This window comes from Arthrobacter sp. Soil_N43 (assembly GCF_057655195.1).
The window spans coordinates 1-24,439 of record NZ_JBDGML010000124.1 but is presented as its reverse complement, the minus strand read 5'-3'; the positions used below and the strand labels follow the sequence as shown (position 1 = coordinate 24,439).

The following is a 24,439-nucleotide window of genomic DNA, read 5'->3' as shown; positions in this document are numbered from 1 at the left end:
CCCCGGCACACCCCCGGCGGGTGCCCTGGGCGCTGTGCACCGGCGCCGCCGCACGGTAGCTTGTACCAGTGAGTAACGCAGAATTCCTGAACACTGACCCCTTCGAGGCTGCCCGGACCGCCGCCGACTACGTCGCGGCGAAAACCGGCGTTGAATCGCATGACATCGCCCTGGTCCTGGGCTCCGGCTGGGGCGAGGCCGCCGACCTGATCGGTGAGACCGTGGCAACCCTGGCGGCCTCCGACGTGCCGGGCTTTTCCGCCCCTGCCGTGGAGGGCCATGTGGGCACCATCCGTTCGGTGCTGACGAGGGAAGGCAAGCGCGCGCTGGTTCTCGGCGCCCGCACGCACTACTACGAGGGCAAGGGAGTGCGCGCGGTGGTCCACGGTGTGCGCACCGCGGCGGCCGCCGGCTGCAGGACGCTGGTGGTCACCAACGGCTGCGGCGGACTCAATGAGAACTGGGCGCCGGGGACACCGGTCCTGATCAAAGACCACATCAACCTCACGGCGACCTCACCGCTGGAAGGCGCCACGTTCGTGGACTTGACCGACCTGTATTCGGCCCGGATCCGGGGCCTCGCGCGGGAAGTGGACCCCTCCCTCGACGAAGGCGTGTATGCGCAGTTCACCGGCCCGCACTACGAGACCCCTGCCGAGGTGCAGTACGCCAAGCGGATCGGCGCCGACCTCGTGGGCATGTCCACCGCACTGGAGGCCATCGCGGCACGGCACGCGGGCATGGAGGTCTTTGGCATCTCGCTTGTGACCAACCTTGCCGCCGGCATCAGCCCGGTGCCGCTCAGCCACCAGGAAGTGCTCGAGGCCGGCCACGCCGCCGGGCCGCGCATCTCCAAGCTCCTGGCCGAAATCATCGCCAGGCTCTGACACGGGCACGCTCTGATACAGGCACGGCTGGCTTGTCCGGCACGGCTCCGCCCGGCTTTGACGATAGTTTGGATCCTATGATGTCCCCCGATGCCGACTCCCAGCTGTTCAGCGATGCCCGCGCCTGGGCTGACCTGGATCCGGATCCCGCCACCGCCGCGTCCCTGACCGAGCTCGTAGCCCTTGCCGAGGCCGGCACTCCATCTGCCCTCCAGCAGCTGAAGGACAGCTTCAGCGGCACGCTGCAGTTCGGCACGGCCGGCCTCCGGGCTGCCCTCGGCCCGGGACCCAACCGCATGAACCGGGTGGTGGTCCGCCGCGCGGCGGCAGGTTTCGCGAGCTTCCTGGTCCAGGCGGTTGAGAAGGCTTCACCGGGAACCCGGCCACGCGCCGTCGTCGGCTTCGATGCCCGGTACAACTCGGACATCTTCGCGCAGGAGACTGCCGCGGTCTTCACCGCGGCCGGCATCGACACCCTGCTGATGCCAGCCGCGTTGCCCACCCCGCTGCTTGCCTATGCGGTGCGGGCACTGGAGTGCGACGGCGGCGTGATGGTCACTGCCAGCCACAATCCGCCGCAGGACAACGGCTACAAGGTGTACCTGGGCCGCCACGCGGTGGAGGAAAGCGGCCGCGGCGCCCAGATCGTGGCGCCGTACGACGCCCTGATCGCGGCAGAGATCGACAAGGCGCCGGCCGTGGATTCCATCAGCCTGGCCGAGGACGGCTGGGGTGTTCTCGAAACCGGCATCGCCTCAGACTATGAGGCCGCCGCCGCAGCCTTGGCAAAGGCGGACCTGTTTCCGGCCCGCGACCTCAAGATCGTCCTCACGCCCATGCACGGCGTGGGCGGGGACACTGCAGTTGCCGTACTCCAGGCGGCAGGATTCACCGACGTCACGGTCGTCAGCGAACAGGCCCAGCCGGACCCGGACTTCCCCACCGTGAGTTTCCCCAACCCGGAGGAACCGGGCGCCCTGGACCTTGCCCTCGCGGCGGCCGCGCGTGCTGATGCGGACATCGTCCTGGCCAATGACCCGGACGCCGACCGCGCCGCAGTGGCGGCGAAGGATCCGGACACCGGCGCGTGGCGGATGCTGCGGGGCGATGAAGTGGGGGCGCTGCTGGGCGCGCACGTGGTGGCGCGGCTGTCCGCGTCCACCGAAGAAACGCACGACGGCGTGTTCGCCAATTCGATTGTTTCCTCGCGGCTGCTCGCGCGCATCGCGGCCGCGGCGGGCTACGCCCATGAGGAAACCCTGACGGGATTCAAATGGATTTCGCGGGTGCCCGGCCTCATCTACGGTTATGAGGAGGCGCTGGGCTACTGCGTGGCCCCGGACCTGGTCCGGGACAAGGACGGCATTTCGGCGGCCGTCCTGATCGCCGAGCTCGCGGCAGCTGCCAAGGCGGACGGCAAGACGATCTTTGACACCCTGGACGAGCTGTACCTGGTCCACGGGCTGCACGCCAGCGACCAGCTGAGCATCCGCGTGGCGGACCTGGGCCTGCTGAACGCCATGATGAACCGGCTCCGTGTGAGCCCGCCGGAGTCGTTCGGCGGTTCGGCCGTGGAATCCTTCCTCGACCTCGCCGAAGGCAGCGAGAAACTGCCGCCGACGGACGGACTCCTCTACCTCACGCGCGACCTCACCCGGGTGATCATCCGTCCCAGCGGCACGGAACCGAAGCTCAAGTGCTACCTGGAGGTCATCCAAAGCGTGGGGTCGGCAGCCGAGCTGCCCGGGGCCCGGGCAGCCGCACGGGCAGCCCTGGACCGGGTGCTGGGCGACGTCCGCGAGGCCCTGGGGCTGTAAGGCCTGAACCTACAGCGAGATTTCGACGTAACCGTCGGCAATCCGCGTGGGGAACGTGTCGAGGTGCAGTTCGGCGTTGCCAAAGCACTCGCCGGTTTCCAGGTCGTAGACCTCTTTGTGGAGCGGCGACGCGATGGTGGCGCGCGTGCCGCGCGATCCGAGGATGCCGCGTGCCATGACGAAGGCGCCGGTGGCCGGATCCTCCTGGGCCACGGCGAAAACCTCACCGGGCGCGGTGCGGAACAGCGCAACCTGGCGGCCGGCAATGAGTGCCGCCTCTCCCCAGGAGAGTTCCAGTTCGTCCACGGCGCAGACCCGGTGCCAGCCAGTGCCGTACCCGGTGGTCAGATCCTCAAGTTCCAGTGTTGCCGTCATGTCGGCTCCTCTCCCTTTGCCTGCATCCCGGCGAAAGGCCGGTTCCCGCAAGGCGATTTCGCCTGCTTCAGCCGCCAGTTCGGCGGTATATCCAAGGTAGGGTGCCGGTGTTTCAGAGGGGTGCAGTCAATGTGTCCGGAACGTAAAAGACACCTCACTTGCCCCGAAATGTGTTCGTGATGCAGAAGTTAAGTTCACGAAACAAAAGGGAAACTGAAGCGAAACTGCGCCTGCCTAGTCTGGATGGACAAGCTGCAGAGCACCGTCTGCGGCCCATGCGAAAGGCCCACAGTGACCGAACAGACTTCAAGCACAGAGACTCCGCGCCGCATCGTCGTCGCCGGCGGCGGCCCGGCGGCCCACCGTTTTGCGGACGCAATGCATGCCCGCGGCCTCGAAGGCTGGCATGTCACGGTCCTCACTGAGGAAGCCCACCTCCCCTACGACCGTGTGGCCCTCAGCAAGGCGCTCACCGACAGCGATGTGGACCTCACTCTGGGCGCGGCCTCCATGTGGGACCACGACGCCCTGGACCTGAAGACCGGCGAACGCGTCATCAAGATCAACCACGCTGCGAAGTCCGTAGAGACCGCAGCGGGTAACTCCTACGAATTCGACGAACTCGTGGTGGCCACCGGTTCAGACGCCGCCCGCCTGCCGATCCCTGGCGCGGAGCATGTGCACGTCTACCGCACCCTCGAGGACGTCTGGGCGATCAACAAGTCGATCGCAGAACTCACCGAGAAGCTCGGCCGCAAGATCAACGCCGTCACCATCGGTGGCGGCCTGCTGGGCCTGGAATCCGCGGCAGGGACCGAACAGCTCGGCGCCACCCCGGTCGTCATCAACGGCGCCCCCTGGCTCATGAACACCCAGCTCGACGAGGGCGCCGGCCAGGCGCTGGGCCGCCTGATCGAGGCCAAGGGCTTCGAGGTCCACGGCGGCGTGTTCCCGTCTGAAATCCTTGCCGACGACGACGGCCAGGTCACCGGCGTTCTGATGGCCGACGGCCGCACCATCGCGGCCGACCTCGTTGTCGTGGCCATCGGCGTCAAGCCCCGCGATGAACTCTTCCGCGCAGCCGAGGGTGAGGATGCCCTCTTCGACCTCGGCCCCCGGGGCGGCGTGGTCATCAACGATGACTGCTCCACCCAGGTCCCCGGCATCTGGGCTATCGGTGAGGTCGCGAACTTCGGCGGCATGTGCCTGGGCCTCGTGGCCCCCGCCAACACCATGGCCGAGATCGTTGCCGACCGGCTGCACGGCGGCGAAGCCACCTTCCCGGGCTTCGACACGGCGACCAAGCTGAAGCTTTCCGGCGTGGACGTGGCCAGCTTCGGCGACGCCTTCGCCAGGACCGAGCACGCCCTCGAAATCGTGTACGCCGACCCTGCCCGCGGCGTGTACCAGAAGATCGTCACCACCGACGATGCCAAGACCCTCCTCGGCGGCATCTTCGTCGGCGACGCCACGCCGTACACGAGCCTCCGCCCGCTCCTGGGCCGTGAGCTTCCGGCCGAACCCGGCGCCTACCTGACGGCGGCCGGCGGCGGCGAAGCACCCGAGACGGAACTGCCGGACGACGCCACCCTGTGCTCCTGCAACAACGTCACCGCCGGAAGCATCCGCGACGCTATCAACGGCTGCGGCGCCTGCGACGGCAACGCCCCTGTCCAGGAACTCGGCGAACTGAAGGGCTGCACCCGCGCCGGAACCCAGTGCGGTTCCTGCGTGCCGATGCTCAAGAAGCTGCTCGAAACCGAACTGACCAAGTCCGGCGTCGAGGTGTCCAAGGCGCTCTGCGAGCACATCGAGCTGTCCCGCCAGGAGCTGTTCGACGCCATCCGCGTCCTGGAGCTGACCTCCTTCGAGGAGATCATGGCCAAGTACGGCACCGGCGCAGGCTGTGACATCTGCAAGCCGACCATCGCCAACATCCTGGCCAGCCAGAACAGCGCCTACGTCCTCGACGCCGGCCGCGGCACCCTGCAGGACACCAATGACCGCGCGCTGGCGAACATGCAGAAGGACGGCACCTACTCGGTGGTCCCGCGCATCGCCGGCGGTGAGATCACGCCGAAGAAGCTCGGCGTCATCGCAGCGGTGGCCGAGAAGTACGGCCTCTACACCAAGATCACGGGCGGCCAGCGCATCGACATGTTCGGCGCCCGGCTGGAGCAGCTGCCGGAAATCTGGAAGGAACTGGTGGATGCCGGCTTCGAGTCCGGGCAGGCGTACGGCAAGAGCCTGCGCACGGTGAAGTCGTGCGTCGGTTCCACCTGGTGCCGCTTCGGCGTCCAGGACTCCGTGGCCATGGCAATCCAGCTGGAGCTGCGCTACCGCGGCCTCCGCAGCCCGCACAAACTCAAGATGGGCGTCTCGGGCTGTGCCCGCGAATGCGCCGAGGCCCGCGGCAAGGACGTCGGCGTGATCGCCACCGCGGACGGCTGGAACCTGTACGTCGGCGGCAACGGCGGTGCCACCCCGGCCCACGCCCAGCTGCTCGCGAAGGACCTGGACGACGAGACGCTGATCAAGTACATCGACCGCTACTTCATGTACTACATCCGCACAGCCGACCGCCTGCAGCGCACCGCCCGCTGGCAGGAGGAGCTCGACGGCGGCATCAAGCACGTCGAGGACGTCGTGGTGAACGACACCCTGGGCATCGCCGAGGAGCTCGAGGCAGCCATGGCCAAGCACGTCGACACCTACGTCGACGAGTGGGCAGATACGCTGAAGGACCCCGAGCGCCTGCGCCGGTTCCGCTCCTTCGTCAACGCCCCCGACCAGAAGGACGATTCCATCACCTTTGTCCCCGACGAGCGCGGCCAGATGCGTCCGGCCACCGCGGAAGAGAAGGCCTTGGCCGCCCAGCAACCAGTGCTGATCGGGGCCTCCATCCCCATGAGGCCCAGCGATGAGAACGAGGTATAGGCATGCAGCTCAGCATTGATCTCACCGGCCGCGAAGTCCTGGTCACAGGTTCGGACTCCGCCGCCCGCCAGGCGGTCCGCCGCTACGAGGCAGCCGGCGCCGTCGTCTACCGCCTCAGCTCCCCGCAGGGTGCCGAGCACGACGGCCCCCTGCCCGAGCGCCCCTTCCTGGTTGCCGCCGTCAATGACGGCCAGCCCGGCTGGGAACCACTGCTGGAGCGCTGCCGTGCAACCGGCATCCCCGTTTCCGCCGAGCCTGCCGCCGGTCCGCTGGGCCACGTCACGCTTGTCGGCGGCGGTCCGGGTACCCCCGAGCTGCTGACCGTGGCGGCCGTCAACGCCCTGCGGGATGCCGACGTCGTGTTCTACGACCGCCTGGCCCCGTACCAAGAGCTGCCGTCCATGACCTCTGCTGAACTGGTGGACGTGGGCAAGAAGCCCGGCCACCACAAGGTGAGCCAGGGCGACATTGAAAAGCTCATGGTGGAAAGTGCCCTGGCCGGCAACAACGTGGTGCGCCTCAAGGGCGGTGACCCGTACGTCTTCGGCCGCGGCGGTGAGGAAGTTGCCTCCTGCGTCGCAGCCGGTGTCCCCGTCCGGGTGATCTCCGGCGTCACCAGCGCCATCTCGGTGCCGGCCGCTGCCGGCATCCCGGTGACGCACCGCGAAGTCAGCCACATGTTCACCGTCGTTTCAGGCCACGCGCCGCTGACGGAGAAGGAACTCACCCACCTGGCAGGCCTGGGCGGCACCATTGTGGTGCTGATGGGCATCGGCACGCTGCACCACCTGGCTGCGGGCCTGCGCCGTGCCGGGATGCGCGCCGATATGCCGATGGCCGTGGTTGAGCGCGGGTACCGTCCCGGCCAGCGCACCACCATCGCGGAACTGGGCACCATTGCGTCAGCCGCCGCGGGCTGCAGCAACCCCGCCGTCCTGGTGATCGGCGAGGTGGTGCGGGTGGCTGAGGCCAACCGCGGGCATGCCGAGGCCGCCGCCGACCTTGACCGCCTGGCGGCCTCCCTGCTGGAATCGTGAGAGTTATGACCGCACTAAACGCCATTGCCCCCGCATCGCCCGGCGCTGCACTGCCGGGCCGTGCAGGAACTGAACCCCAGGAGACCGCGGCCCCGGAGGCCACCGAGGCGCCGCTTGAGGGTTTCCGGATCGGTGTCACCTCACACCGCCGTTCCCGCGACCTGATCGAGGCCCTGGAGCGCCGGGGCGCTGAAGTACTGCACGCCCCCGCCCTGAAGATCGCCCCGGTGAACGAGGACATCAGCCTCATCGAGGACACCAAGGCCATCATCGCGGCCAAACCGGACCTGTGCATCGCGACCACCGCCTACGGCATGCGCCGCTGGTGCGAGGCCGCGGACGCCTCCGGCATCGGCGAGGACCTGCTGGACACCCTGGCCGCCTGCCGGATGTTTGTCCGGGGACCAAAAGCCCGCGGCGCGGTCCGCGCGGCCGGCCTTGCCGACGTCGGCATCAGCAGCGACGAAACCACCGCCACGCTGGTGGACATGCTGCTCGCCGAAGGCGTGCGCGGCAAAACCGTCGCCATACAGCTGCACGGCTACACCGATGTCCGCCAGCTTGAGCGGCTGCGGATGTCCGGTGCCACGGTCCTCACCGTCACGCCCTACCGCTGGGTGAAGCCCGACGGCGCCGACCGCCTGCCGCGGCTGATCGAGGCTGCCTGCAGCGGCAACCTCGACGTCCTGACCTTCACCAGCGCACCGGCCGTGGACGCGATGTGGAGCACCGCGCACGAAATGGGACTGTACAAGCAGCTCGTGGACAGCCTGAAGACCACTGTCACCACCGCCGTCGTGGGTCCCGTGACCGCCCAGCCGCTTCTGGACGCCGGGATCACTCCGCTGGTTCCGGAGCGGTTCCGGATGGGTGCCCTGATCAGGCTCGTGTGCGAACACCTCGCACTGAACCACGTGCGCCGGCTGGAAACGCGCTCCGGCGTTGTGGAACTGCGCGGCCGCTCGCTGCGGATCGACGGCGAGCCGGTGGAAGTTGCCCCCGCGCCGCTGCTGCTGCTGCGCGCCCTCCTCGGTGCCGGGGGCGCCGTGCTCTCCAGGGAGTCGCTGTCCGAGCTCCTCGAGCTGCGCGGATCGGTGCACGCCCTGGACATGACGGTGAGCCGCCTGCGCTCATCCCTGCCGGACGGGCGCCTGGTGGAAACCGTGGTGAAGCGCGGCTACCGGATCCGCGTCTAGCGCCACAGGCTGTACTGCAACGGGACAACCACGTCGCGGGGCCGCACTTCGCCCATTCCGCCAGCTGAATCCAGCGGCAGGGTGGGCGGGAGGCGGCCCCGCTTTGTGTTTATTACCGGCGGGTAAACACTGGCGAACAGCCGGGGATAATTCCGCAACAGCCGGGAAATATGTGCGAAAAGCCCGCCCACTACGCTGTGTCCTACCAGCACAAACAGGGCCCGAATCCGGCCCGCCTGCAGCATCTGAAAGGGCCCGCACATGTCCGCTCCGGCACAGTTTCCCTCCACCGCCACCGCTCCCAGAATCGTCATCGCCGGCGCCGGTCCCGCTGCCCGGGCGCTCGTCGGCCAGCTCGCAAAAACGAAGTTTCCGGGAACCGTCACGGTGCTGAGCAGCCGTGACGACGCGCCCCAGGAGCTGCTCGAACTCGCCGCCCTGCCGTTTGTCTCCATACGGTTCGGACAGCCCGCAAGCCATATCGACGCCGCAGCCCAGGTGGTCACCACGGCGGACGGCATGGAGTTCAGCTATGACCAGCTGGTGCTTGCCACCGGCTCGGCTCCCGTCCACTCCCCTGTTGAGGGCGCCAGCCGCTGCCTCAACTACTCCACGATCGATGACGCCGCCAAGATCGGCGACGCGGTCAAGGAAGTCACCCGGGTCCTGGGCCGGCGGCCGCTCGGGATCCTCGTCGGCACGGGAGCCGCCGCAGGGCAGGCCGAGGCTGTGCTCCGTGCACGTGGCGTCCGGCCGATCCGCACCACCGCCAGGCCTGCAGCCATTGTCCCCACCCTGGCAGGCTCCGTGCTGCCCGCCGCCGGGATTGTTTTCGACGACGGCAGCCGCATGAACGGGGACCTGGTGGTCCTCGCCGAGGACCGGATCGCGCGGGACAGCCTGGGAGCCAGCGCAGGGGCGAAGACGGCTCCGGCCGGCGGGATCGTCGTCGGCCGGGACTACCGCACGTCTGTGCCCGGCATCTGGGCCATCGGTGATGCGGCGTCGTTCGACGGCGTGCGGCTCGGGCTACTGGTGGCCTCCGGTTCGGCCGCGGGCGTCTGCGCGGCGGAGCTGATGTCCACGGTCCCCGAGGCGCGGCTGGCTGCTGCAGCCTAGCCCCGGCGGGCCCTGCGGGCTATGGCAAGATGGTCACTCAGGGAACCGCGACACCCGCGGATCCTGCGGCCTCCAAGGCCCATGGAAAGGACCAGCATGAGCAACGAAGCCAGCCCGGGAGCGGGCACCGCAACGAGCCCCGAAGGGATCCCTTCCGGCGCTGAACCGTCCAACATCGCGTCCTACATTGACCACACACTGCTCAAGCCGGAAGCCAGCGAGGCGGAGATCCTCAAAGTCTGCGCCGAAGCTGCCGAGTACCGGTTCAAGTCCGTCTGCGTGAACCCTGTCTGGGTGAAGACCGTGAAGAATGCCCTCAAGCGCTCCGGCGTGCTGACGTGTTCCGTGGTCGGCTTCCCGCTGGGTGCCACGCCCAGCGACGTCAAGGCGTTCGAGGCGCGCGGCGCGGTGCTGGACGGGGCAGACGAGATCGACATGGTCATCAACATTGCCGACGCCCGCGCCTCGGACAAGGGTGCCCTCGTGGACGATATCAAGGCGGTGGCCGAGGCCGTCCATGGTGGCGAGGCGATTCTGAAGGTCATCATCGAAACCGCCCTGCTCAGTGACGACCAGAAAGTCCTGGCCTGCGAGGCTGCCGTGGAGGCCGGAGCGGACTTCGTCAAGACGTCCACCGGGTTCAATGGCGGCGGCGCCACGGTCGAGGACGTTGCCCTGATGCGCCGGACGGTCGGTCCCCGCCTCGGTGTCAAGGCCTCCGGCGGAGTGCGTTCCCTGGCAGACGCTCAGGCTATGATTGCTGCAGGTGCAACACGTATTGGTGCCAGCTCCGGAATTGCGATCGTCAAGGGCGAACAGGGTTCGTCCGCCTACTGATCCGCCGGCAGCCGCCACAGTTTGAGCCCCGCGGGGCCGAGGAGGAATGAATGTCCAGCAAGACCACCACGCAGGTACAGACACCCCAGAACGAGAACAGCCTGGTCACCAGCATTGTCCTCTTCGTGGTGATGATGGCCCTGTTTCTGGGATCCATCTACTCGCTGTCCTTCCTGACGCTGGGCAACCCGTGGCCGATGGCCGTGTGCCTGGGCCTGTTCGCCCTCGCGTTCTGGATACCGCAGACCATCCTCGGCCGTTCGGATTCCGCCGGCGAGCACTGAGCCGCCCCGGCCACCAACGTTTTGAAGCCCCGGATTTCTCCGGGGCTTCAGCCGTTTAAGTGCCCGCTCCGCTCAGGGCACGCCCGGCAGTCCGCTGGCCAGCCTGCCGACGAGCGCCGCGGCTGCCGGAACATGCGTGCCGGCGAGGGACCACGCGGCGAGGCACATGCCCACCATGGCGTAAGCGCTGACCGGTATGAGCACGAGCCATTCCCGGCGGGATCCGGCACGCCCCAGGAGCGGGATGGACAGTGCCCCGTTGGGCCGCCACACACTCTTCAGGAGGGGCAGCCGGCGCAGGACCTTCGGCGGCCTGATCACGAGCGGCCAGAGCAGCGGCACACCCCCGGTGGTCACCAGATCCCCCACGATGTGGACCACCACGCCGATCAGCATGGACACCGGCAGACAGGACCACTGGTCCGGAGCGAACCAGGTCACCAGTCCTGCCATGGTCAGGGCGAAGATCCAGGTGCTGATGAAGCCCGACTTGGGAAACAGCTTCAAGGCCTTCGCCGCAATGTTGATCATGAACATGCACAGCAGGCCGGCGCCCACCGAGAGCACTCCCCAGTGGGTCTGCAGCTGGATCTGGCCAGCCAGGGCGGCGAGCACAACGAAGAACGCCGCGCCCAGCACCGAATGTGTCCCCTGCCGGTGCCCGCCGCTGGCGTTCTCAATCCCCCGCGCAATCGCATTGGACAGCGGCGGCAGCGAGTGCGCAATGGTGCTTGAGCGGTGGTCCCAGTCGCAGACCAGGGCAGTGCCCGCCGTCGCCATTCCGCCGATCAGCACGCCGGTGGCGTCCAGCGGGTACCAGCCCAGGGTGTACGGCCCCGTTGACGCAACAGCCACCCACGCCGCGGCTCCCGACGCGGCGTGGTGTCCCCCCATCATGCGGCTAGCTCCCCGTCGGTGAGACAGACAAGGTCGCGTCGGAGAAGATGTTGCGGATCACGCCGTTGGCCCACTCCAGGATCTCGGCATCCTGAAGGTCCCGGCCGCCGATCTTCGCCGTCTTCGGCTTCGGGATGAGCACGGCGTCCAGCGCCGGCTTGGACTGGGCGCCAGGGTACATGCGGTTCAGGCGCATGGTTTTCGACTCCGGAAGCTGCGCGGGAGAGAACTTGATGAAGTTTCCCTGCAGGGCGACGTCGGACAGTCCGGCCTCCCGGGCGCCTACACGGAAGCGTGCCACAGCCACGAGGTTCTGCGCGGGCAGCGGCGGCTCGCCGTAGCGGTCCACGAGTTCCGCAAGGACCTCGTCGATCGCCTCGTTCGTGACGGCCGCGGCCAGCTTCCGGTAAGCCTCCAGGCGGAGGCGTTCGCCCGGCACGTAGTCGTGCGGCAAGTGGGCGTTGACGGGAAGCTCGATTTTCATCTCGGCGGCCTTTTCCTCGGCCTCGCCGCGGTAGTCCGCCACGGCCTCGCCCACGAGCCGGATGTACAGGTCGAAACCGACGCCCTGGATGTGCCCCGACTGCTCGCCGCCGAGCAGGTTGCCGGCGCCGCGGATCTCAAGGTCCTTCATGGCCAGCTGCATGCCTGCGCCAAGTTCGTTGTGCGTGGCCACGGCCTTGAGCCGCTCCAGCGCCACTTCTCCCAGCGGCTTCTCGGAGGGGTAGAGGAAGTAGGCATAGGCCCGCTCGCGTCCGCGGCCCACGCGTCCGCGCAGCTGGTGCAGCTGTGAAAGCCCGTACTTGTCCGCGCCATCCACGATCAGGGTGTTGGCGTTGGAGATGTCCAGGCCCGTCTCGATGATGGTGGTGCAGACGAGGACGTCGAAGCGCTTCTCCCAGAAGTCCACGATGATCTGCTCCAGGCGGCTCTCGGACATCTGGCCGTGTGCCACCTCCACCCTGGCCTCCGGGACGAGCTCGCGGATCTTGGCGGCCGTGCGTTCAATGGTGGAGACGCGGTTGTGCACCAGGAACACCTGGCCTTCGCGCATGAGTTCGCGGCGGATCGCGGCGGAGGTCTGCTTGTCCGTGTACGGGCCCACATAGGTCAGGACCGGGTGGCGTTCCTCCGGCGGCGTTGCCAGCGTGGAGGTTTCCCGGATGCCGGTGAGGGACATTTCCAGCGTACGCGGAATGGGCGTGGCACTCATGGCGAGGACGTCCACGTTGGTGCGCATCTTCTTGAGCGCTTCCTTGTGTTCCACACCGAAGCGCTGTTCCTCGTCCACGATCACGAGGCCCAGGTCCTTGAAGCCAAAGTCCTTGGAGAGGAGCCGGTGCGTGCCGATGACGACGTCCACGGTGCCGTTCTTCACGCCCTCCGCCGTTTCCTTGGCCTCCTTGGAGCCCTGGAAGCGGGACAGCGGCTTCACATTCAGCGGGAAGCCGGAGAACCGCTCGGTAAACGTCTCATAGTGCTGCTGGGCCAGCAGCGTGGTGGGGACGAGCACCGCCACCTGCTTGCCATCCTGCACGGCCTTGAAGGCGGCTCGCACGGCAATCTCGGTTTTGCCGTAGCCGACGTCTCCGGAGACCAGCCGGTCCATGGGGATTTCCCGCTCCATGTCCGCCTTGACCTCGTTGATGGTGGTCAGCTGGTCAGGCGTCTCCACGTATGGGAAGGCTTCCTCCAGCTCGCGCTGCCACGGGGTGTCGGGGCCGAAGGCATGCCCGCGGGAGGCCATTCTCGCGGAGTACAGCCGAATGAGTTCCCCGGCGATCTCCTTGACGGCCTTGCGCGCCTTAGACTTGGTGCTTGCCCAGTCAGCGCCGCCCATCTTGCTGAGCACGGGCGCGTCGCCGCCAACGTACCGCGTGACCTGGTCCAGCTGGTCCGTGGGAACGAACAGCCGGTCCCCCGGGGCTCCGCGCTTGGACGGCGCATACTCCAGCACGAGATACTCGCGCACGCCCTCCCCGCCGCCCGCCACCTTGCGCTGGATCAGCTCCACGAACCTGCCGATGCCGTGCTGTTCGTGCACCACATGGTCGCCGGCCAGCAACTGCAGGGGATCCACGGCGTTCCGCCGCTTGGACGGCATGCGGCGCATGTCCTTGGTGGAACCCGCCGAGGTGCGTCCCAGCAGATCGGCCTCGGTCAGCAGGCCCAGCTTGAGTCCGTCCAGGACAAAACCCCGTCCGACGGCGGCAGTGGTCACCTCGATGATGCCCGCCTGGGGCTCGTGGTCCAGGGAGTCGACGCGGGCACACGGGATGTCGGCGTCATGGAACAGCTCGGCCAGCCGCTGGGCAGGGCCGGGTCCCTCCGTGGCCACCACGATGCGCCACTGGTCGCGCACATGGGATCCGATGAAGTCCATCATCTCGGCGACGTCGCCCTGGTAGCCCCGGGGTTCCCGGGCGTGCAGGTTGAGCACGTTGATGTCCGGTGTCAGCTCCTCGTCGGTGGCCAGCGACGTGATGGACCACCAGGACACCTCATGGCCCAACGCTGCGGAACGGGTCTCCGTCAGCGAACGGAAGCTGGCGGAGTGCAGGGCCGCAGAGGCCTGTGCACTCAAGACAGTGTCCAGCGCCAAAGGCGCGGGGCCGCCGTCCGACGCGGTGGACCACGCTGCTTCCAGGAACTCCTCGTTCGTGGCGGCGAGGTCGTGCGCTCGGGTCCGGACCTTCTCCGGCTCGATCACCACGGCGATGGATCCCGCAGGGAGCTGCTCCATGAACGGAACCATGGCGTCCACGAGCACCGGGGCCAGTGATTCCATTCCTTCCACGGCAATGCCGCCGGCGATCTTTTCCAGCATGTCCGCGGCCGCCGGCAGCTGGGACTTGAGTGTTGCGGCCCGGGACATCACGGACGGCGTGATGAGGATTTCGCGGCACGGCGGGGCATGGAGTTCGGTGGGGTGGTGCAGGCCGGGAGAGGTCAGCGAGCGCTGGTCGGCGACGGCGAACCAGCGCATCTGGTCCACCTCGTCGCCGAAGAACTCCACCCGGATGGGGTGGTCTTCGGTGGGCGGGAAGACGTCCAGCATGCCGCCGCGGACGGCGAACTCGCCGCGGCGGGTCACCATGTCCACGCGGGCGTAGGCGGCGTCAGCCAGGCTGCGGATCACGTCCGTGAACGGGGCGTCCTGGCCGACCTTCAGGGTGACCGGAACCAGGTCGCCCAGGCCGGCAACGATCGGCTGGACCACGGCGCGAACGGGGGCCACGACCACCCGCAGGGATCCCGCCGTCGTGCTTTCCGGGTGTGCCAGCCGGCGCAGCACGGCAAGCCGCCGGCCCACGGTGTCCGAACGCGGCGACAGCCGCTCGTGGGGCAGTGTCTCCCAGCTGGGGAATTCCGCCACGGAATCGGCGGGGAGGTAGGCACGCAGCGCCGCTGCGAGATCCTCTGCCTCGCGGCCGGTCGCGGTGACGGCCAGCACGACGCCGGGACGGGCGCCGTCGGCGTTCTCCAGCCCCTCCGCCATCTCGGCCAGCAGCACCGCCCGCAGGCCGGCGGGGGCGCTGACCTGGTAATCCTCGCTGCGGACGCTGAAGCTCCGGGACGCCTCCGCCTGGACGCGGGCGAACGTCTTGTCTGCGGCAAGGACGCGTCGCAGGCCGCTGAGGGGCTGGCCTTTGCTTGGCTGGCCGGTGGGGCTCATGGCAGGATCTCCTGGAGTATTCACTTCGAACGCAGGCAACACGAAAACCCGAAATTCGCCAGAATGCCGGGTCATCCCAGCCTACCCCCGCCGGGGACCCGGCGGCATCCGGCCGCCGCCGGGCCCGTTGCTAAGCTTGCTTGGGAGGTGATGCCGGGTCCGGCAGTGCCGCCATCCTAAGGAGGCTCGAGTGAGCGACCAGACCGGAACTGACAGCGGCGCGGACACCGGCAAGGCCACCGGCAGCGGCCGGACGGTGCTGGTCACCGGCGCCACGGGCTATATCGGCGGCAGGCTCGTCCCTCGGCTGCTCGACGCAGGGCACCGGGTCAAGGTCCTGGTCCGCTCCCCCGACAAGATCGCCGGCGTGCCGTGGTTCAACGACGTGGACGTCGTGCGCTCCAGCCTCGACGATGCTGCCGCCGTGGAGGACGCACTCAGGGGCGTCGATGTCCTGTACTACCTGGTCCACTCCATGGCAGCCGGGTCCGGCTTCGAAGCCAAGGAAAAGTCCATGGCGGAACTCGTGGCCGCGGCTGCGGCGGCCGCCGGCGTGCGGCGGATCGTCTATCTGGGCGGCCTGCACCCCCGCGGCACCGGGCTGTCCACGCACATGCGCTCCCGCGAGGCCGTCGGGGAAGTCTTCCTCGCCTGCCCTGTCGACGCCATCGTGTTCCAGGCCGGAGTGGTGATCGGCTCCGGCTCGGCGTCCTTCGAAATGATCCGGCACCTTTCGGAAACGCTGCCCGTCATGCCGGCGCCCAGTTGGGTGCGCAACCGCATCGAAGCGATCGCTGTCAGGGACGTGCTGCACTACCTGGTGGGCGCCGCGTCCCTCGAAGGGCGGCTCAACCGCACCTTCGACATCGGCTCCCGGGACGTCCTGAGTTATGCCGGCATGATGAAGGAATATGCGGCCGAGGCCGGGCTGCCGCGGCGGCTGGTGCTGGCGCTCCCCATCCCGGCCCCCCGGCTGGCTGGCCTCTGGGTGGCGCTCGTGACCCCCATACCGCTGTCCATGTCCGTCCCGCTGGTGCAGTCGCTGCAGCACGACGCCGTCTCCGCCGAACACGACATCGACAACTACATCGGACAGCCCGACGGCGGCCTGACCGGCTACCGCACGGCCGTGGCCCTCGCGCTGGGCAAGGAACGCGACGCACAGGTCGAGACAACGTGGGCCAACGCCGGCGCAGACGCCGATCCGCTGCCCAGTGATCCCGAGTGGGCCGGGCACACGGTGTATGTGGACGAACGGAGCTTCCACGGTGACGTGGACCCGGCGCATGTGTGGACGGTCATTGAGGGCATCGGCGGCCGCAACGGCTGGTATTCGCTGCCGCTGGCGTGGAGCGTGCGCGGCTGGCTGGACAAGCTCTCCGGCGGAGCGGGCCTGCTCCGGGGCCGCCGGCACCCGCACCACCTTGTCGCCGGCGAGGTGGTGGACTGGTGGCGCGTGGAGCGGATCGAGCGGGGCAAACTGCTCCGGCTGCGGGCGGAAATGCGCGCGCCGGGGCGCGCCTGGCTGGAGCTCTCCGTGGAGCCTGACGGGAACGGGAGCCGCTACCGGCAACGTGCCATTTTCTTTCCCAAGGGGCTCAGCGGCCGGCTCTACTGGCTGGCGGTGCTGCCGTTCCACAGCCTGATTTTTCCGGCCATGTCCCGCAACATCACGGCGGCTGCACGGAAGATTTCCAATGCGGAACAGTCCGGTGACAGTGGACGCGGTGCCAGCAAGACCCGGGCAACCCCGTAGGATGTGTGGAGCAAAAAGCGTTCTGACCCCACAACAATGGAGGATCCATGGCACTGAGTGCTTCCACTACCCTGCCCCACGCCGTCGACAACGTCACGGCGGTCTTCACGAACGAAGACTTCCAGCGCCACACCAGCGAATACGTTGGGGGCAGCCTCGAGTCCTTCACGGTGGCCGGAGACGTTGCCGGAGCCTTCAGCACCACCTCCGTGCGCACGCTTCCGACCACCCGGCTGCCGGAGATCGCCCGGAAGTTCGTGGGCGACACCCTTAAGGTGACGCAGGTGGAGAACTGGGACGCCCCTGCCGCCGACGGTTCGCGGCAGAGCACCATCTCCCTCAAGATCGCGGGAGCCCCCATCGATGTCTCGGCTGTCCAGCGGCTGGTAGCAGACGGCGGCAGCACCCGGGTTGAGCTCGAAGGCAACGTCACCTCCTCCGTGCCGTTCCTGGGAGGAAAGATTGCCGACGCAGCAGAGCCGATGGTGGGCAAGGCCCTGAACATCCAGTCCCAGCAGGCGCAGGCCTGGCTCGAAAGCCACTAGCCGGTGGAAATCCCCGCGTTCCTGGCCTGGGTCCTGGTCATTTCGGGGTTCTGGTCGCTCGTGGTGTGGCCGCAGTTCCTGCGCCGGGTGATGAAAGACCCGAGGGCTCGTGACGATGCCGGCAAGGCCACCAAATTCCTCACCGTGCACATCGTGCTGGTGGCGGTGTCCATGATCCTGGGCGCCGCGACGGCCGGAATCGGGATCGCCGCGCTGATCGGCTAGGCGTGCCAAGGTAGGGGCGCCCCGGCCTGATTCTGGCCGGGGCGCCCCTACGTTTCTCTGGGAAGCCGGGTTCTAGGCAGCCTGGTTGAGTGCGTCCTCCGCGGCGACCCAGGAGATCATGGCGCATTTCACCCTCGCCGCGTACCGGGCCACCCCTTCGAAGGCGGCGGCGTCGCCCAACACCTCGGGGTCTGCGTGGACTTTGCCGCGCGAGCGAAGAACCTCCCGAAAGCTTTCGATCACCGAGCGCAGCTCCTCCACCGACATGCCTTCGGCCATCTCACTCAGCACCGACGCGGAGGCCATGGAGATGGAGCAGCCTGCACCGTCCCACGCCAGCTGCGCAACCGTGCCGTGGTCCACGGCAACCCGCAGGGTTACCTCGTCGCCGCAGACGGGGTTCAGCTGGTGCGACTGGCCGGTGGACGCACCCTCCGGCGCCGGTGTTTCCGCCAGGCCGCTGCCATGCCGGGCTTTGGAGTGGTCCAGGATGATCTGCTGGTAAAGCTGGTCGAGGCTCATGCTGCGGTACCTGTCTTCAGGGTTCCGCGCTAGGCGCGGAAGTAGGCGCGGACTCCGGAGACTGCATCCAGGAATTCGTCGACGTCGTCGGTGGTGTTGTACAAGTAGGCGCTGGCCCGTGTGGTGGCCGTCAGGCCAAGGCGCCGGTGCAGCGGCTGGGCGCAGTGATGCCCGACGCGGACGGCGATTCCGCGTGCGTCCAGGAACTGGCCGACGTCGTGCGCGTGAACACCCACGACGTCGAACGCTGCAAGGCCGATGCGGTCCTGGCCCGCTGCCGGTCCCAGGACACGGATCCCCTCAATGGCTTCGAGGCCGGCCACCATGCGCTGGCCGAGCTCTGACTCCCAGCGGTGCACGCGGTCGAGGCCGGTCTCGGTCAGGTAGTTGACGGCTGCGGCGAGCGCCACGGCCTGCGAGATCTTCTGGGTCCCGGCCTCGAATCGCTGCGGCGCGGCCAGGTATTCGGCCCGCTCCATGGTGACGGTGGTGATCATGGAGCCGCCGGTCTGGTAGGGCGGCAGCACGTCCAGGAGCTCCTGCTTGCCGTACAGCACGCCGATGCCCGTGGGCCCCAGCATCTTGTGGCCCGAGAACACGGCAAAGTCGACGTCGAGCTGCTTGACGTCAAGGGAGAGGTGCGGCGCCGACTGGCAGGCATCCAGCACCACCAGCGCGCCGGCCCGCCGGGCAATGGCCACGAGTTCCGCCACCGGGTTGATGGTGCCGAGCACGTTGGAGGCGTGCGTGAAAGCAAGAAGCCGGGTGCGCTCCCCCACGATTTCGGCCGCCTGGTCCAGATGAAGTTTCCCGGAGTCGTCGACGGGAATGTACCGCAGCACGGCCCCGGTCCGGTAGGCCAGCTCCTGCCAGGGAATCAGGTTGGCGTGGTGCTCCATTTCGGTGACCACGATTTCGTCCCCGGGGCCGAGCGCGAGCTCCCGCAGCCGGGCGTCACCGCGGCCCTGCGCGGCCCACAGGCCGGCGTTGGAGAGCGCGTAGCTGATCAGGTTCAGGCCTTCGGTGGCATTGGACGTCCAGACGATCTCCGCATACTCTGCGCCAACGAAATCGGCAACGGTCTGCCGTGCGTCCTCGAAGACCTCGGTGGCTTCAACGGCCAGGTGATGGGCGCCGCGGTGCACGGCGGCGTTCCGCTGCTCGTAGAATTCCTGCTCGGCCTCGATCACGCTCAGCGGATTCTGCGACGTGGCACCGGAGTCCAGATAGACGAGGGGCCGGCCGTTGACCAGCTGATCCAGAACGGGAAAGTCGTTCCGGATCCGGAGGACCTCGGCATTATCCATCGCGGGAAGCGCACGCTCCAGCGTGGTTGGCGTTGTTACTACGGCCAATGGGGACTCCTTGGGATGCCTTGAGGTACCCCTCAATTGTCCCACAGCACCGAATTCCCGACACCGCGTTGCCGCAGGCGCCTCGGGCATGTGTAAGGGCCGGCGACGGCTGGGGGGAGAGCCTCGGTCTCAGAAGGCTCTGACGTCGCCGGCCCCGCCTGAACCCGGCCCCTTGGGGACCGGAAGTTCCTTCATCGCGAGACCTGGAAGTTCTTGGTGGCAGCTTCCGCGGTGACTTAGCCTCCGGTTTCTGCTGCCAGTAACAGTTAATCGCGTAGTGGGACCCACAGCACGAGTATCGAGTACTCGTTTTTTCGGGTAGTCGGCTACTGGTTTCAGCAGGTAGGGCTGTCACGGCCGAATCCGGGGACGAATGGCGCGTCCGGGCGCGGCGGAGGAGGGCAGCACGGGCACGCGGAGGAGTGCTGCACGGGCAGGCAGATGGTGCCGTGGGCACGGCCCTATGGCGCTCGGAGGGCTGCTTCTTCGGAAAGCTACTTCTTTGGAAGTGCGAGGGCGAGCTCGTCCCGCCGCCGCACGCCGAGCTTGACGTAGCTCCGGTACAGGTGACCCTCGACGGTCCGCACCGACACCATCAGCTGCTGGGCGATTTCGCGGTCGGAGAGTCCTTGCACCGCCAGCTCCACAATGTCGCGTTCCCGGCGGGTGAGGTGGACGCTCGGGACCGAGGCAACGAACGGGCTTTCCCGGAACCGCTCACCCAGCTCCTGGTCGCACTTTTCGCGGTGGGCCACGGCCTGCCGGGCGCGGCGCCGCTCCCCCGCCGCGTCCAGGATGGCGCCGGCCCGGGCATAGGCCTCCCTGGCGAGATTGACCAGGCCTGCCTCCTCAAGGCCGGCAGCGGTTTCCATGAGCACGTCGGCATCCTCGCTGGCCCAGGCGAGGGCAAGCTGATGCCAGCCGGCGGCCCAACGGCCTTCAACGGAGTCGGCAAGGGATGCGATCTCGTCGGCCACCGAGCGGTCGCCGAGATCGGAGCAGAGGATCAGGCATTCCATCCTCGTCCCCGGCTGCGCAACGACTCGCGGTGACGCCGCCAGCTCGCGGAGCTTGGCAAGGCCGCTGCCCTTGCGGTCCAGATATTCGGCCGCCGCTGCCGCATAGGCTTCGGCGAGGAGTTCGCTTCCGGGCCCGCTGGCGTGCCGGGCGGCGATCAAATCCTGTTCGAGGCGCTGGGCCTGCGCGCCATCCCCCAGACGCGCCGCGGCGTAGAAGGCGAGCGCCGTGCCGAACCGGAACTGCTGGAGCGGATCATTGATCCGAAGGGCTTCGACGGCGGGAAGAAGCACCTGGTAGGCACGTTCCAGCTGTCCTTGCCGGAGGAGGCCCAGTCCGCGGAGCACGTGGAAACCGCCTCCGAAGGTGGCCGCCCCTTCGTTTTCCTCGGCGTGGGGGCTGGTCAGTTCGTGTTCGGAAGCCTCCCAGTTGCCCGCCGCGAGCGAGGCTGAAACCAGGCGCGTCAGGAGGAACTCGTTGAAGAAGTACAGGCCTCCCTGGAGTGCCTCCATGGACGGAGCCGCGGCGAGGGCGGCGTCGTGGGCCTGGTGCGCCAGCCCGGCCGACACGAGCGTCTGGGCGAGCAGTGCGTGCGCGACGGTGCTGGTGGCTTCGGTCACCGTGGCAGGCAGGGGCCCCACGAGGGGGCGCTCCGCTACCTTGGCTTTGACGGCTCCGGATGCAGCGGCTCCCGGTGCCGCCTCCAAGTCCCCGCCGCCTTCCAGGGAGGCAATCAGCGTCCGGATCCCCTCGTGGTCTCCGGCTTCGGCCATCTCCAGCAGGTGGTGGATCCGGTCCTGCCACGAGGCCCGGGGATCCTCTCCGGCATCGGCGAGCCGGCCGCGCGACTCTGCCCTGAGCAGCTCCGCCGATTTGCCGAGCGCCAGATGTGCCGATGCCCTGAGCATGAGCACGTGGGGAGCTTCCGGAACCTCTGCCAGTTCCAGCCAGCAGCTGTCCAGGAGGTCCGCAGCCTCCCGGTACTTGCCTTCATTGAACAGTGCCCTCGCCGAGATGGATTGCGCCCGGGCCTGGAGTCCAGAGTCAGTCACGTGCCCTGCCATGAGCCGTGCACCGGAGTTGTTGAACATCGTTGCGGCGAGCAGGGCAGCGTCCAGCAGGTCGGGGTCGGACACCTCCATCCCGCACTCCAGCGACCACTCAACAAGCCGCAGCCTGCCTTCGGGACCGGCTGTCGCCGGGTCCAGATGGCCCTCCATCTTTTGCCGCAGCTGGAGGCTCCGGGAGACGGACACCTGATGCCGCATGGCTTCGCCAAGGATGGCGTGCCAAATGCGCAGTTGGCTGTGCCGCCCGCTGGATTCGCTCACCAGCTGGTGATCCAGGAGGGACCGGACCACAGCGCCGCCAAACACATCCTCGATGAGGCCGCGGTCCACGGGCTCGGCCAAGGCGATGAGACGCAATGCGTCCTGTTCTTCCGGCGTTCTGCGAAGGAGGTCTTTGACAACGACGTCGGACAGTCTGGGCCCGTCCGCGGGCAGGGGGCCCAGCAACAGCCAGATGCCGTTCCTCTTGGCCAGGATGCCCGCTTCGACCGCATCACGCAGAAGGCAGTTCAGGAGCAGGGGGTTCCCACCCGAAGCGGACCACAATGACTGCACGGTGTTGGCCGGGACGGTCCCCTGGAGCGTGTGCTCCACGACTTCCGTGACCTGTTCGCCGTTGAGCGGCCGGAGGTCGATCCGCTCTGCCTGGCCGTCGTACCACAGCTGGTTCAGTGCCTGCGGCAGTCCGGGGCGCGGGCGCCCCGAGGCCAATACGCCGGCCCATCCGGCTGACATCATGTCCACAATCATGTTCGCCGTGGCTTCATCGAGGTGGTGGGCATCATCGATGACGAGAAGCAGCGGCACGTCCTTGCCTGCCTTGAGCTCCTGGAAATAGGCCCACACAGCCCTCAGCACCGCCACGGGCGAGTCTGCCTCGTCCAGCGGGAGGTCGGCGGTGTAGGGAGCGAGCACGCCGTACGGGACCTTGGCGAGGGAAGAACTGCCGTGGATCCGGAGGATGGTCATTTCGCCGGATAGGTTTTCGCTGACAGCGTCCGTGAGGGTGCTCTTTCCGAGGCCCGGCCCCGCCATCAGGAAAACGGCTTGGTTTGCCCGGCTGCGGATGGTGCCGCAGACGTGGTCAATCACTTCACGCCGCCCGGTGAGCTGCCGGTGGTCAGCTGCCGGCTCCGGCTTCTGGGTACGGCCCTTAGACGAGTCCAGGCAGATCACCCCTGGAAGTCACGCCGAGTTTCGTAAACACCTGGTAAAGATGGCCCTCGACAGTGCGGACGGAGACACCGATTTCAAGCGCGATGTCCCGGTTGGACACACCCCTGCCCGCAAGGCGGGAAATCTGGCGTTCGCGCGCCGTAAGAAGCGGGCTGCCGCTGCTGGGGACGATCGGCAGGCTGGGAACGGTGGCTGTGAGGCTGTCCAATCTGGCCTGAGCCACGCGGGCCGATGCGGAATCGCCCGAATGGCGGGCGAAGTCCACGGCAAGTGCAACGCACCGTGCCTCCACGGCGTCCAGTTCGAGCTCAGCGGCGAGGTGCGCACCTTCCAGGAGAACCTTGGCGTCCTTGGTGCGGCTGCCGACGGCGATCAGGCGGGAAATTTCCGCCAGCTTTCCCTGCCGGTGCCCGGCCACCTGCTCCATCAGCCGGAAATCGTCGTCGGTTCCGTTAACCGTGGCACCAAGCAGGCTGATGCCGGCGAGCGTATAACGTCCCGCCGATATGTCCCGGTGGGCAGCGTCCAACAGCCGTTTCACGGCGTCTGGATCCCCCAGCCACCGCCCTGCCATATCGGCGCAGAAATCGGTGACCACCCGGGTGCGGAAATTGCAGTGCCCGCGCGCTCCCCGCAGCTTGTCGAGGTACTTGTGGGCCTGGCCCGCGTTGCCGATCTGCGCGTAGGCGAACGCCGTGGCGGCATAGGCTGCCTGGAGCATGTTCACGACCGGCCGGAGTTCCAGCTGCGCCACTGCGGACAGCAGTGAATCCAGGGCCACGGCACCGCGGCCCGAGTACACGTAGGCGATGCCCGTGGCCAGTTCCATGGCCGACGTGCGGTGTGCCAGCCGACGCTCCTCATGTCCTTTGGGCGGACCCACGAGGTCAAGACAGCGCCGCCACTGGCCCGCCTGGAGCAGCACGGAGAAAGCCGTCATGGCAAACGTCTCGCGCAGGCCCGTCATGGGCCCTGCATCCGACAGTTGGCCCCCGACCCGCCGCATCAGCTGGAGGGCGTCCATTTCCCTGCCCACCGCAGACAGGGAGTGCATGAGGATCAGGGCGGACTGGATGCGGAAGCCCGGGTCCTTGTTGGTCGCAGGATCTGCCGCCTCCTCAAGGACCCGGATCATCGGTGCGTAGTCGCCGATGAACGACCGGTATTCGAACTCCGCGAGCGTGATGACATTGGCGGCCGCGCCCAAGGCGTCCGGCCAGCTGGCGGCCGGCCCCGGTGCAACGCCCAGGCGTCGCCGGGCCTCGGCAATCTCTGCCGGCACTTTGTCACACAGCTCTGGCAGCCACATCATCACCCTGCATTTCGCGGCCACAACGCGGGCGAATTCCTCCACGCCCAGCTGGTCCAGCTGCGCCTGGGAAATGCTGTCCAGGGCGTCCATGGCCTGCAGCGGCAGGTCCAGCAGCAGATAGGCCGTGGCCTTGTGGTGTTGTCCTGCCACCCACTCGGCGTCAGTTCTCTTAAGCCCCTCGACACAACTGAGTGCGAAACGGGGGTCGAACATCTGCACGGCTGCTTCGGCCGCGGCCACCGCCATGGCCGGACTGAGCTCGGCCTGGCATTCCCGCGTCCATGCGGCGAACTCAATGCGCTCTTCCAGACTCAGTTTTGCCAGCTCCGGTTCGTGGTCGCCCAGCAACTCACTCCTGAGCTCCCGCCGCCGGGAAATGCTCAGCCACGACCGCACGAC

General features: G+C 67.8%; 18 protein-coding genes. 11 read left to right on the top strand and 7 right to left on the bottom strand.

Annotated elements, in window-relative coordinates:
* The first annotated feature begins 68 nt into the window (after positions 1-68).
* Both AC3A3W_RS20640 and AC3A3W_RS20635 read left to right on the top strand, forming a co-directional pair.
* Positions 69-887: a purine-nucleoside phosphorylase gene (locus tag AC3A3W_RS20640; protein WP_205654334.1), complete on the top strand. Its 819-nt coding sequence runs from the start codon at positions 69-71 to the stop codon at positions 885-887.
* A 77-nt stretch (positions 888-964) separates the two neighbouring features.
* Positions 965-2,704, top strand: coding sequence for a phospho-sugar mutase (locus AC3A3W_RS20635; RefSeq protein ID WP_487444995.1), 1,740 nt, complete (start codon positions 965-967; stop codon positions 2,702-2,704).
* 9 nt (positions 2,705-2,713) lie between these two features.
* Here the strand turns inward: AC3A3W_RS20635 and nirD are convergent, their stop codons facing one another.
* Positions 2,714-3,079: a nitrite reductase small subunit NirD gene (gene nirD, locus AC3A3W_RS20630; RefSeq protein WP_487444994.1), complete on the bottom strand. Its 366-nt coding sequence runs from the start codon at positions 3,077-3,079 to the stop codon at positions 2,714-2,716.
* Positions 3,080-3,370: 291 nt separating this feature from the next.
* Between nirD and nirB the strand changes: the two genes are divergently transcribed.
* The 6 genes from nirB (at position 3,371) to AC3A3W_RS20600 (ending at position 10,489) form a co-directional block, all read left to right on the top strand.
* A complete protein-coding gene (gene nirB, locus AC3A3W_RS20625; protein ID WP_487444993.1) occupies positions 3,371-6,016 on the top strand; it encodes a nitrite reductase large subunit NirB in 2,646 nt (881 codons plus the stop codon).
* A 2-nt stretch (positions 6,017-6,018) separates the two neighbouring features.
* Positions 6,019-7,053, top strand: coding sequence for a uroporphyrinogen-III C-methyltransferase (cobA, locus tag AC3A3W_RS20620; RefSeq protein ID WP_487444992.1), 1,035 nt, complete (start codon positions 6,019-6,021; stop codon positions 7,051-7,053).
* Between the two features lie 5 nt (positions 7,054-7,058).
* A complete protein-coding gene (locus tag AC3A3W_RS20615) occupies positions 7,059-8,249 on the top strand; it encodes a uroporphyrinogen-III synthase (protein WP_487444991.1) in 1,191 nt (396 codons plus the stop codon).
* Positions 8,250-8,510: 261 nt separating this feature from the next.
* Positions 8,511-9,368, top strand: coding sequence for an FAD-dependent oxidoreductase (locus tag AC3A3W_RS20610; RefSeq protein ID WP_487444990.1), 858 nt, complete (start codon positions 8,511-8,513; stop codon positions 9,366-9,368).
* 96 nt (positions 9,369-9,464) lie between these two features.
* A complete protein-coding gene (deoC, locus tag AC3A3W_RS20605) occupies positions 9,465-10,205 on the top strand; it encodes a deoxyribose-phosphate aldolase (protein ID WP_487444989.1) in 741 nt (246 codons plus the stop codon).
* Between the two features lie 50 nt (positions 10,206-10,255).
* Positions 10,256-10,489, top strand: a complete 234-nt coding sequence (locus AC3A3W_RS20600; protein WP_205654321.1) for a hypothetical protein — start codon at positions 10,256-10,258, stop codon at positions 10,487-10,489.
* A gap of 72 nt (positions 10,490-10,561) precedes the next feature.
* Here AC3A3W_RS20600 and AC3A3W_RS20595 read toward each other — a convergent pair whose 3' ends face one another.
* On the bottom strand, positions 10,562-11,386 hold the full coding sequence (locus AC3A3W_RS20595; protein WP_487444988.1) for a metal-dependent hydrolase: 825 nt from the start codon (positions 11,384-11,386) through the stop codon (positions 10,562-10,564).
* A gap of 4 nt (positions 11,387-11,390) precedes the next feature.
* A complete protein-coding gene (gene mfd / locus AC3A3W_RS20590) occupies positions 11,391-15,062 on the bottom strand; it encodes a transcription-repair coupling factor (RefSeq protein ID WP_487444987.1) in 3,672 nt (1,223 codons plus the stop codon).
* A gap of 190 nt (positions 15,063-15,252) precedes the next feature.
* Here mfd and AC3A3W_RS20585 point away from each other — a divergent pair, with 190 nt between their 5' ends.
* Genes AC3A3W_RS20585 through AC3A3W_RS20575 form a run of 3 tightly spaced genes read left to right on the top strand, consistent with a single transcriptional unit; the run spans position 15,253 to position 17,588 of the window.
* Positions 15,253-16,818 (top strand): SDR family oxidoreductase, encoded by a 1,566-nt coding sequence (locus AC3A3W_RS20585; protein WP_487444986.1) that lies wholly within the window; start codon positions 15,253-15,255, stop codon positions 16,816-16,818.
* A gap of 47 nt (positions 16,819-16,865) precedes the next feature.
* Positions 16,866-17,363, top strand: a complete 498-nt coding sequence (locus AC3A3W_RS20580; RefSeq protein ID WP_487444985.1) for a DUF2505 domain-containing protein — start codon at positions 16,866-16,868, stop codon at positions 17,361-17,363.
* A 3-nt stretch (positions 17,364-17,366) separates the two neighbouring features.
* A complete protein-coding gene (locus tag AC3A3W_RS20575) occupies positions 17,367-17,588 on the top strand; it encodes an SCO4848 family membrane protein (protein ID WP_487444984.1) in 222 nt (73 codons plus the stop codon).
* Positions 17,589-17,660: 72 nt separating this feature from the next.
* On the opposite strand, the gene sufU is transcribed toward AC3A3W_RS20575, so the two are convergent.
* From sufU to AC3A3W_RS20555, 4 genes are all read right to left on the bottom strand, one after another.
* Entirely contained in the window at positions 17,661-18,110 is a 450-nt protein-coding gene (gene sufU / locus AC3A3W_RS20570; protein ID WP_487444983.1) for a Fe-S cluster assembly sulfur transfer protein SufU, read from the bottom strand.
* A 29-nt stretch (positions 18,111-18,139) separates the two neighbouring features.
* On the bottom strand, positions 18,140-19,465 hold the full coding sequence (locus AC3A3W_RS20565; protein ID WP_487444982.1) for a SufS family cysteine desulfurase: 1,326 nt from the start codon (positions 19,463-19,465) through the stop codon (positions 18,140-18,142).
* Between the two features lie 494 nt (positions 19,466-19,959).
* Entirely contained in the window at positions 19,960-22,728 is a 2,769-nt protein-coding gene (locus AC3A3W_RS20560; protein ID WP_487444981.1) for a LuxR C-terminal-related transcriptional regulator, read from the bottom strand.
* The coding region (locus AC3A3W_RS20555) for a helix-turn-helix transcriptional regulator (protein ID WP_487444980.1) at positions 22,706-24,439 on the bottom strand (1,734 nt) is incomplete at its 5' end. The genes AC3A3W_RS20560 and AC3A3W_RS20555, both read right to left, overlap by 23 nt.

What these genes read in the sequence shown, in the direction of transcription:
- nirD (WP_487444994.1), bottom strand. Translation starts at nt 3,079, where the DNA reads ATGACGGCAACACTGGAACTTGAGGATCTGACCACCGGGTACGGCACT.
- cobA (WP_487444992.1), top strand. Translation starts at nt 6,019, where the DNA reads ATGCAGCTCAGCATTGATCTCACCGGCCGCGAAGTCCTGGTCACAGGT.
- AC3A3W_RS20635 (WP_487444995.1), top strand. Translation starts at nt 965, where the DNA reads ATGATGTCCCCCGATGCCGACTCCCAGCTGTTCAGCGATGCCCGCGCC.
- AC3A3W_RS20580 (WP_487444985.1), top strand. Translation starts at nt 16,866, where the DNA reads ATGGCACTGAGTGCTTCCACTACCCTGCCCCACGCCGTCGACAACGTC.
- mfd (WP_487444987.1), bottom strand. Translation starts at nt 15,062, where the DNA reads ATGAGCCCCACCGGCCAGCCAAGCAAAGGCCAGCCCCTCAGCGGCCTG.
- sufU (WP_487444983.1), bottom strand. Translation starts at nt 18,110, where the DNA reads ATGAGCCTCGACCAGCTTTACCAGCAGATCATCCTGGACCACTCCAAA.
- AC3A3W_RS20610 (WP_487444990.1), top strand. Translation starts at nt 8,511, where the DNA reads ATGTCCGCTCCGGCACAGTTTCCCTCCACCGCCACCGCTCCCAGAATC.
- deoC (WP_487444989.1), top strand. Translation starts at nt 9,465, where the DNA reads ATGAGCAACGAAGCCAGCCCGGGAGCGGGCACCGCAACGAGCCCCGAA.
- AC3A3W_RS20615 (WP_487444991.1), top strand. Translation starts at nt 7,059, where the DNA reads ATGACCGCACTAAACGCCATTGCCCCCGCATCGCCCGGCGCTGCACTG.
- AC3A3W_RS20595 (WP_487444988.1), bottom strand. Translation starts at nt 11,386, where the DNA reads ATGATGGGGGGACACCACGCCGCGTCGGGAGCCGCGGCGTGGGTGGCT.
- AC3A3W_RS20600 (WP_205654321.1), top strand. Translation starts at nt 10,256, where the DNA reads ATGTCCAGCAAGACCACCACGCAGGTACAGACACCCCAGAACGAGAAC.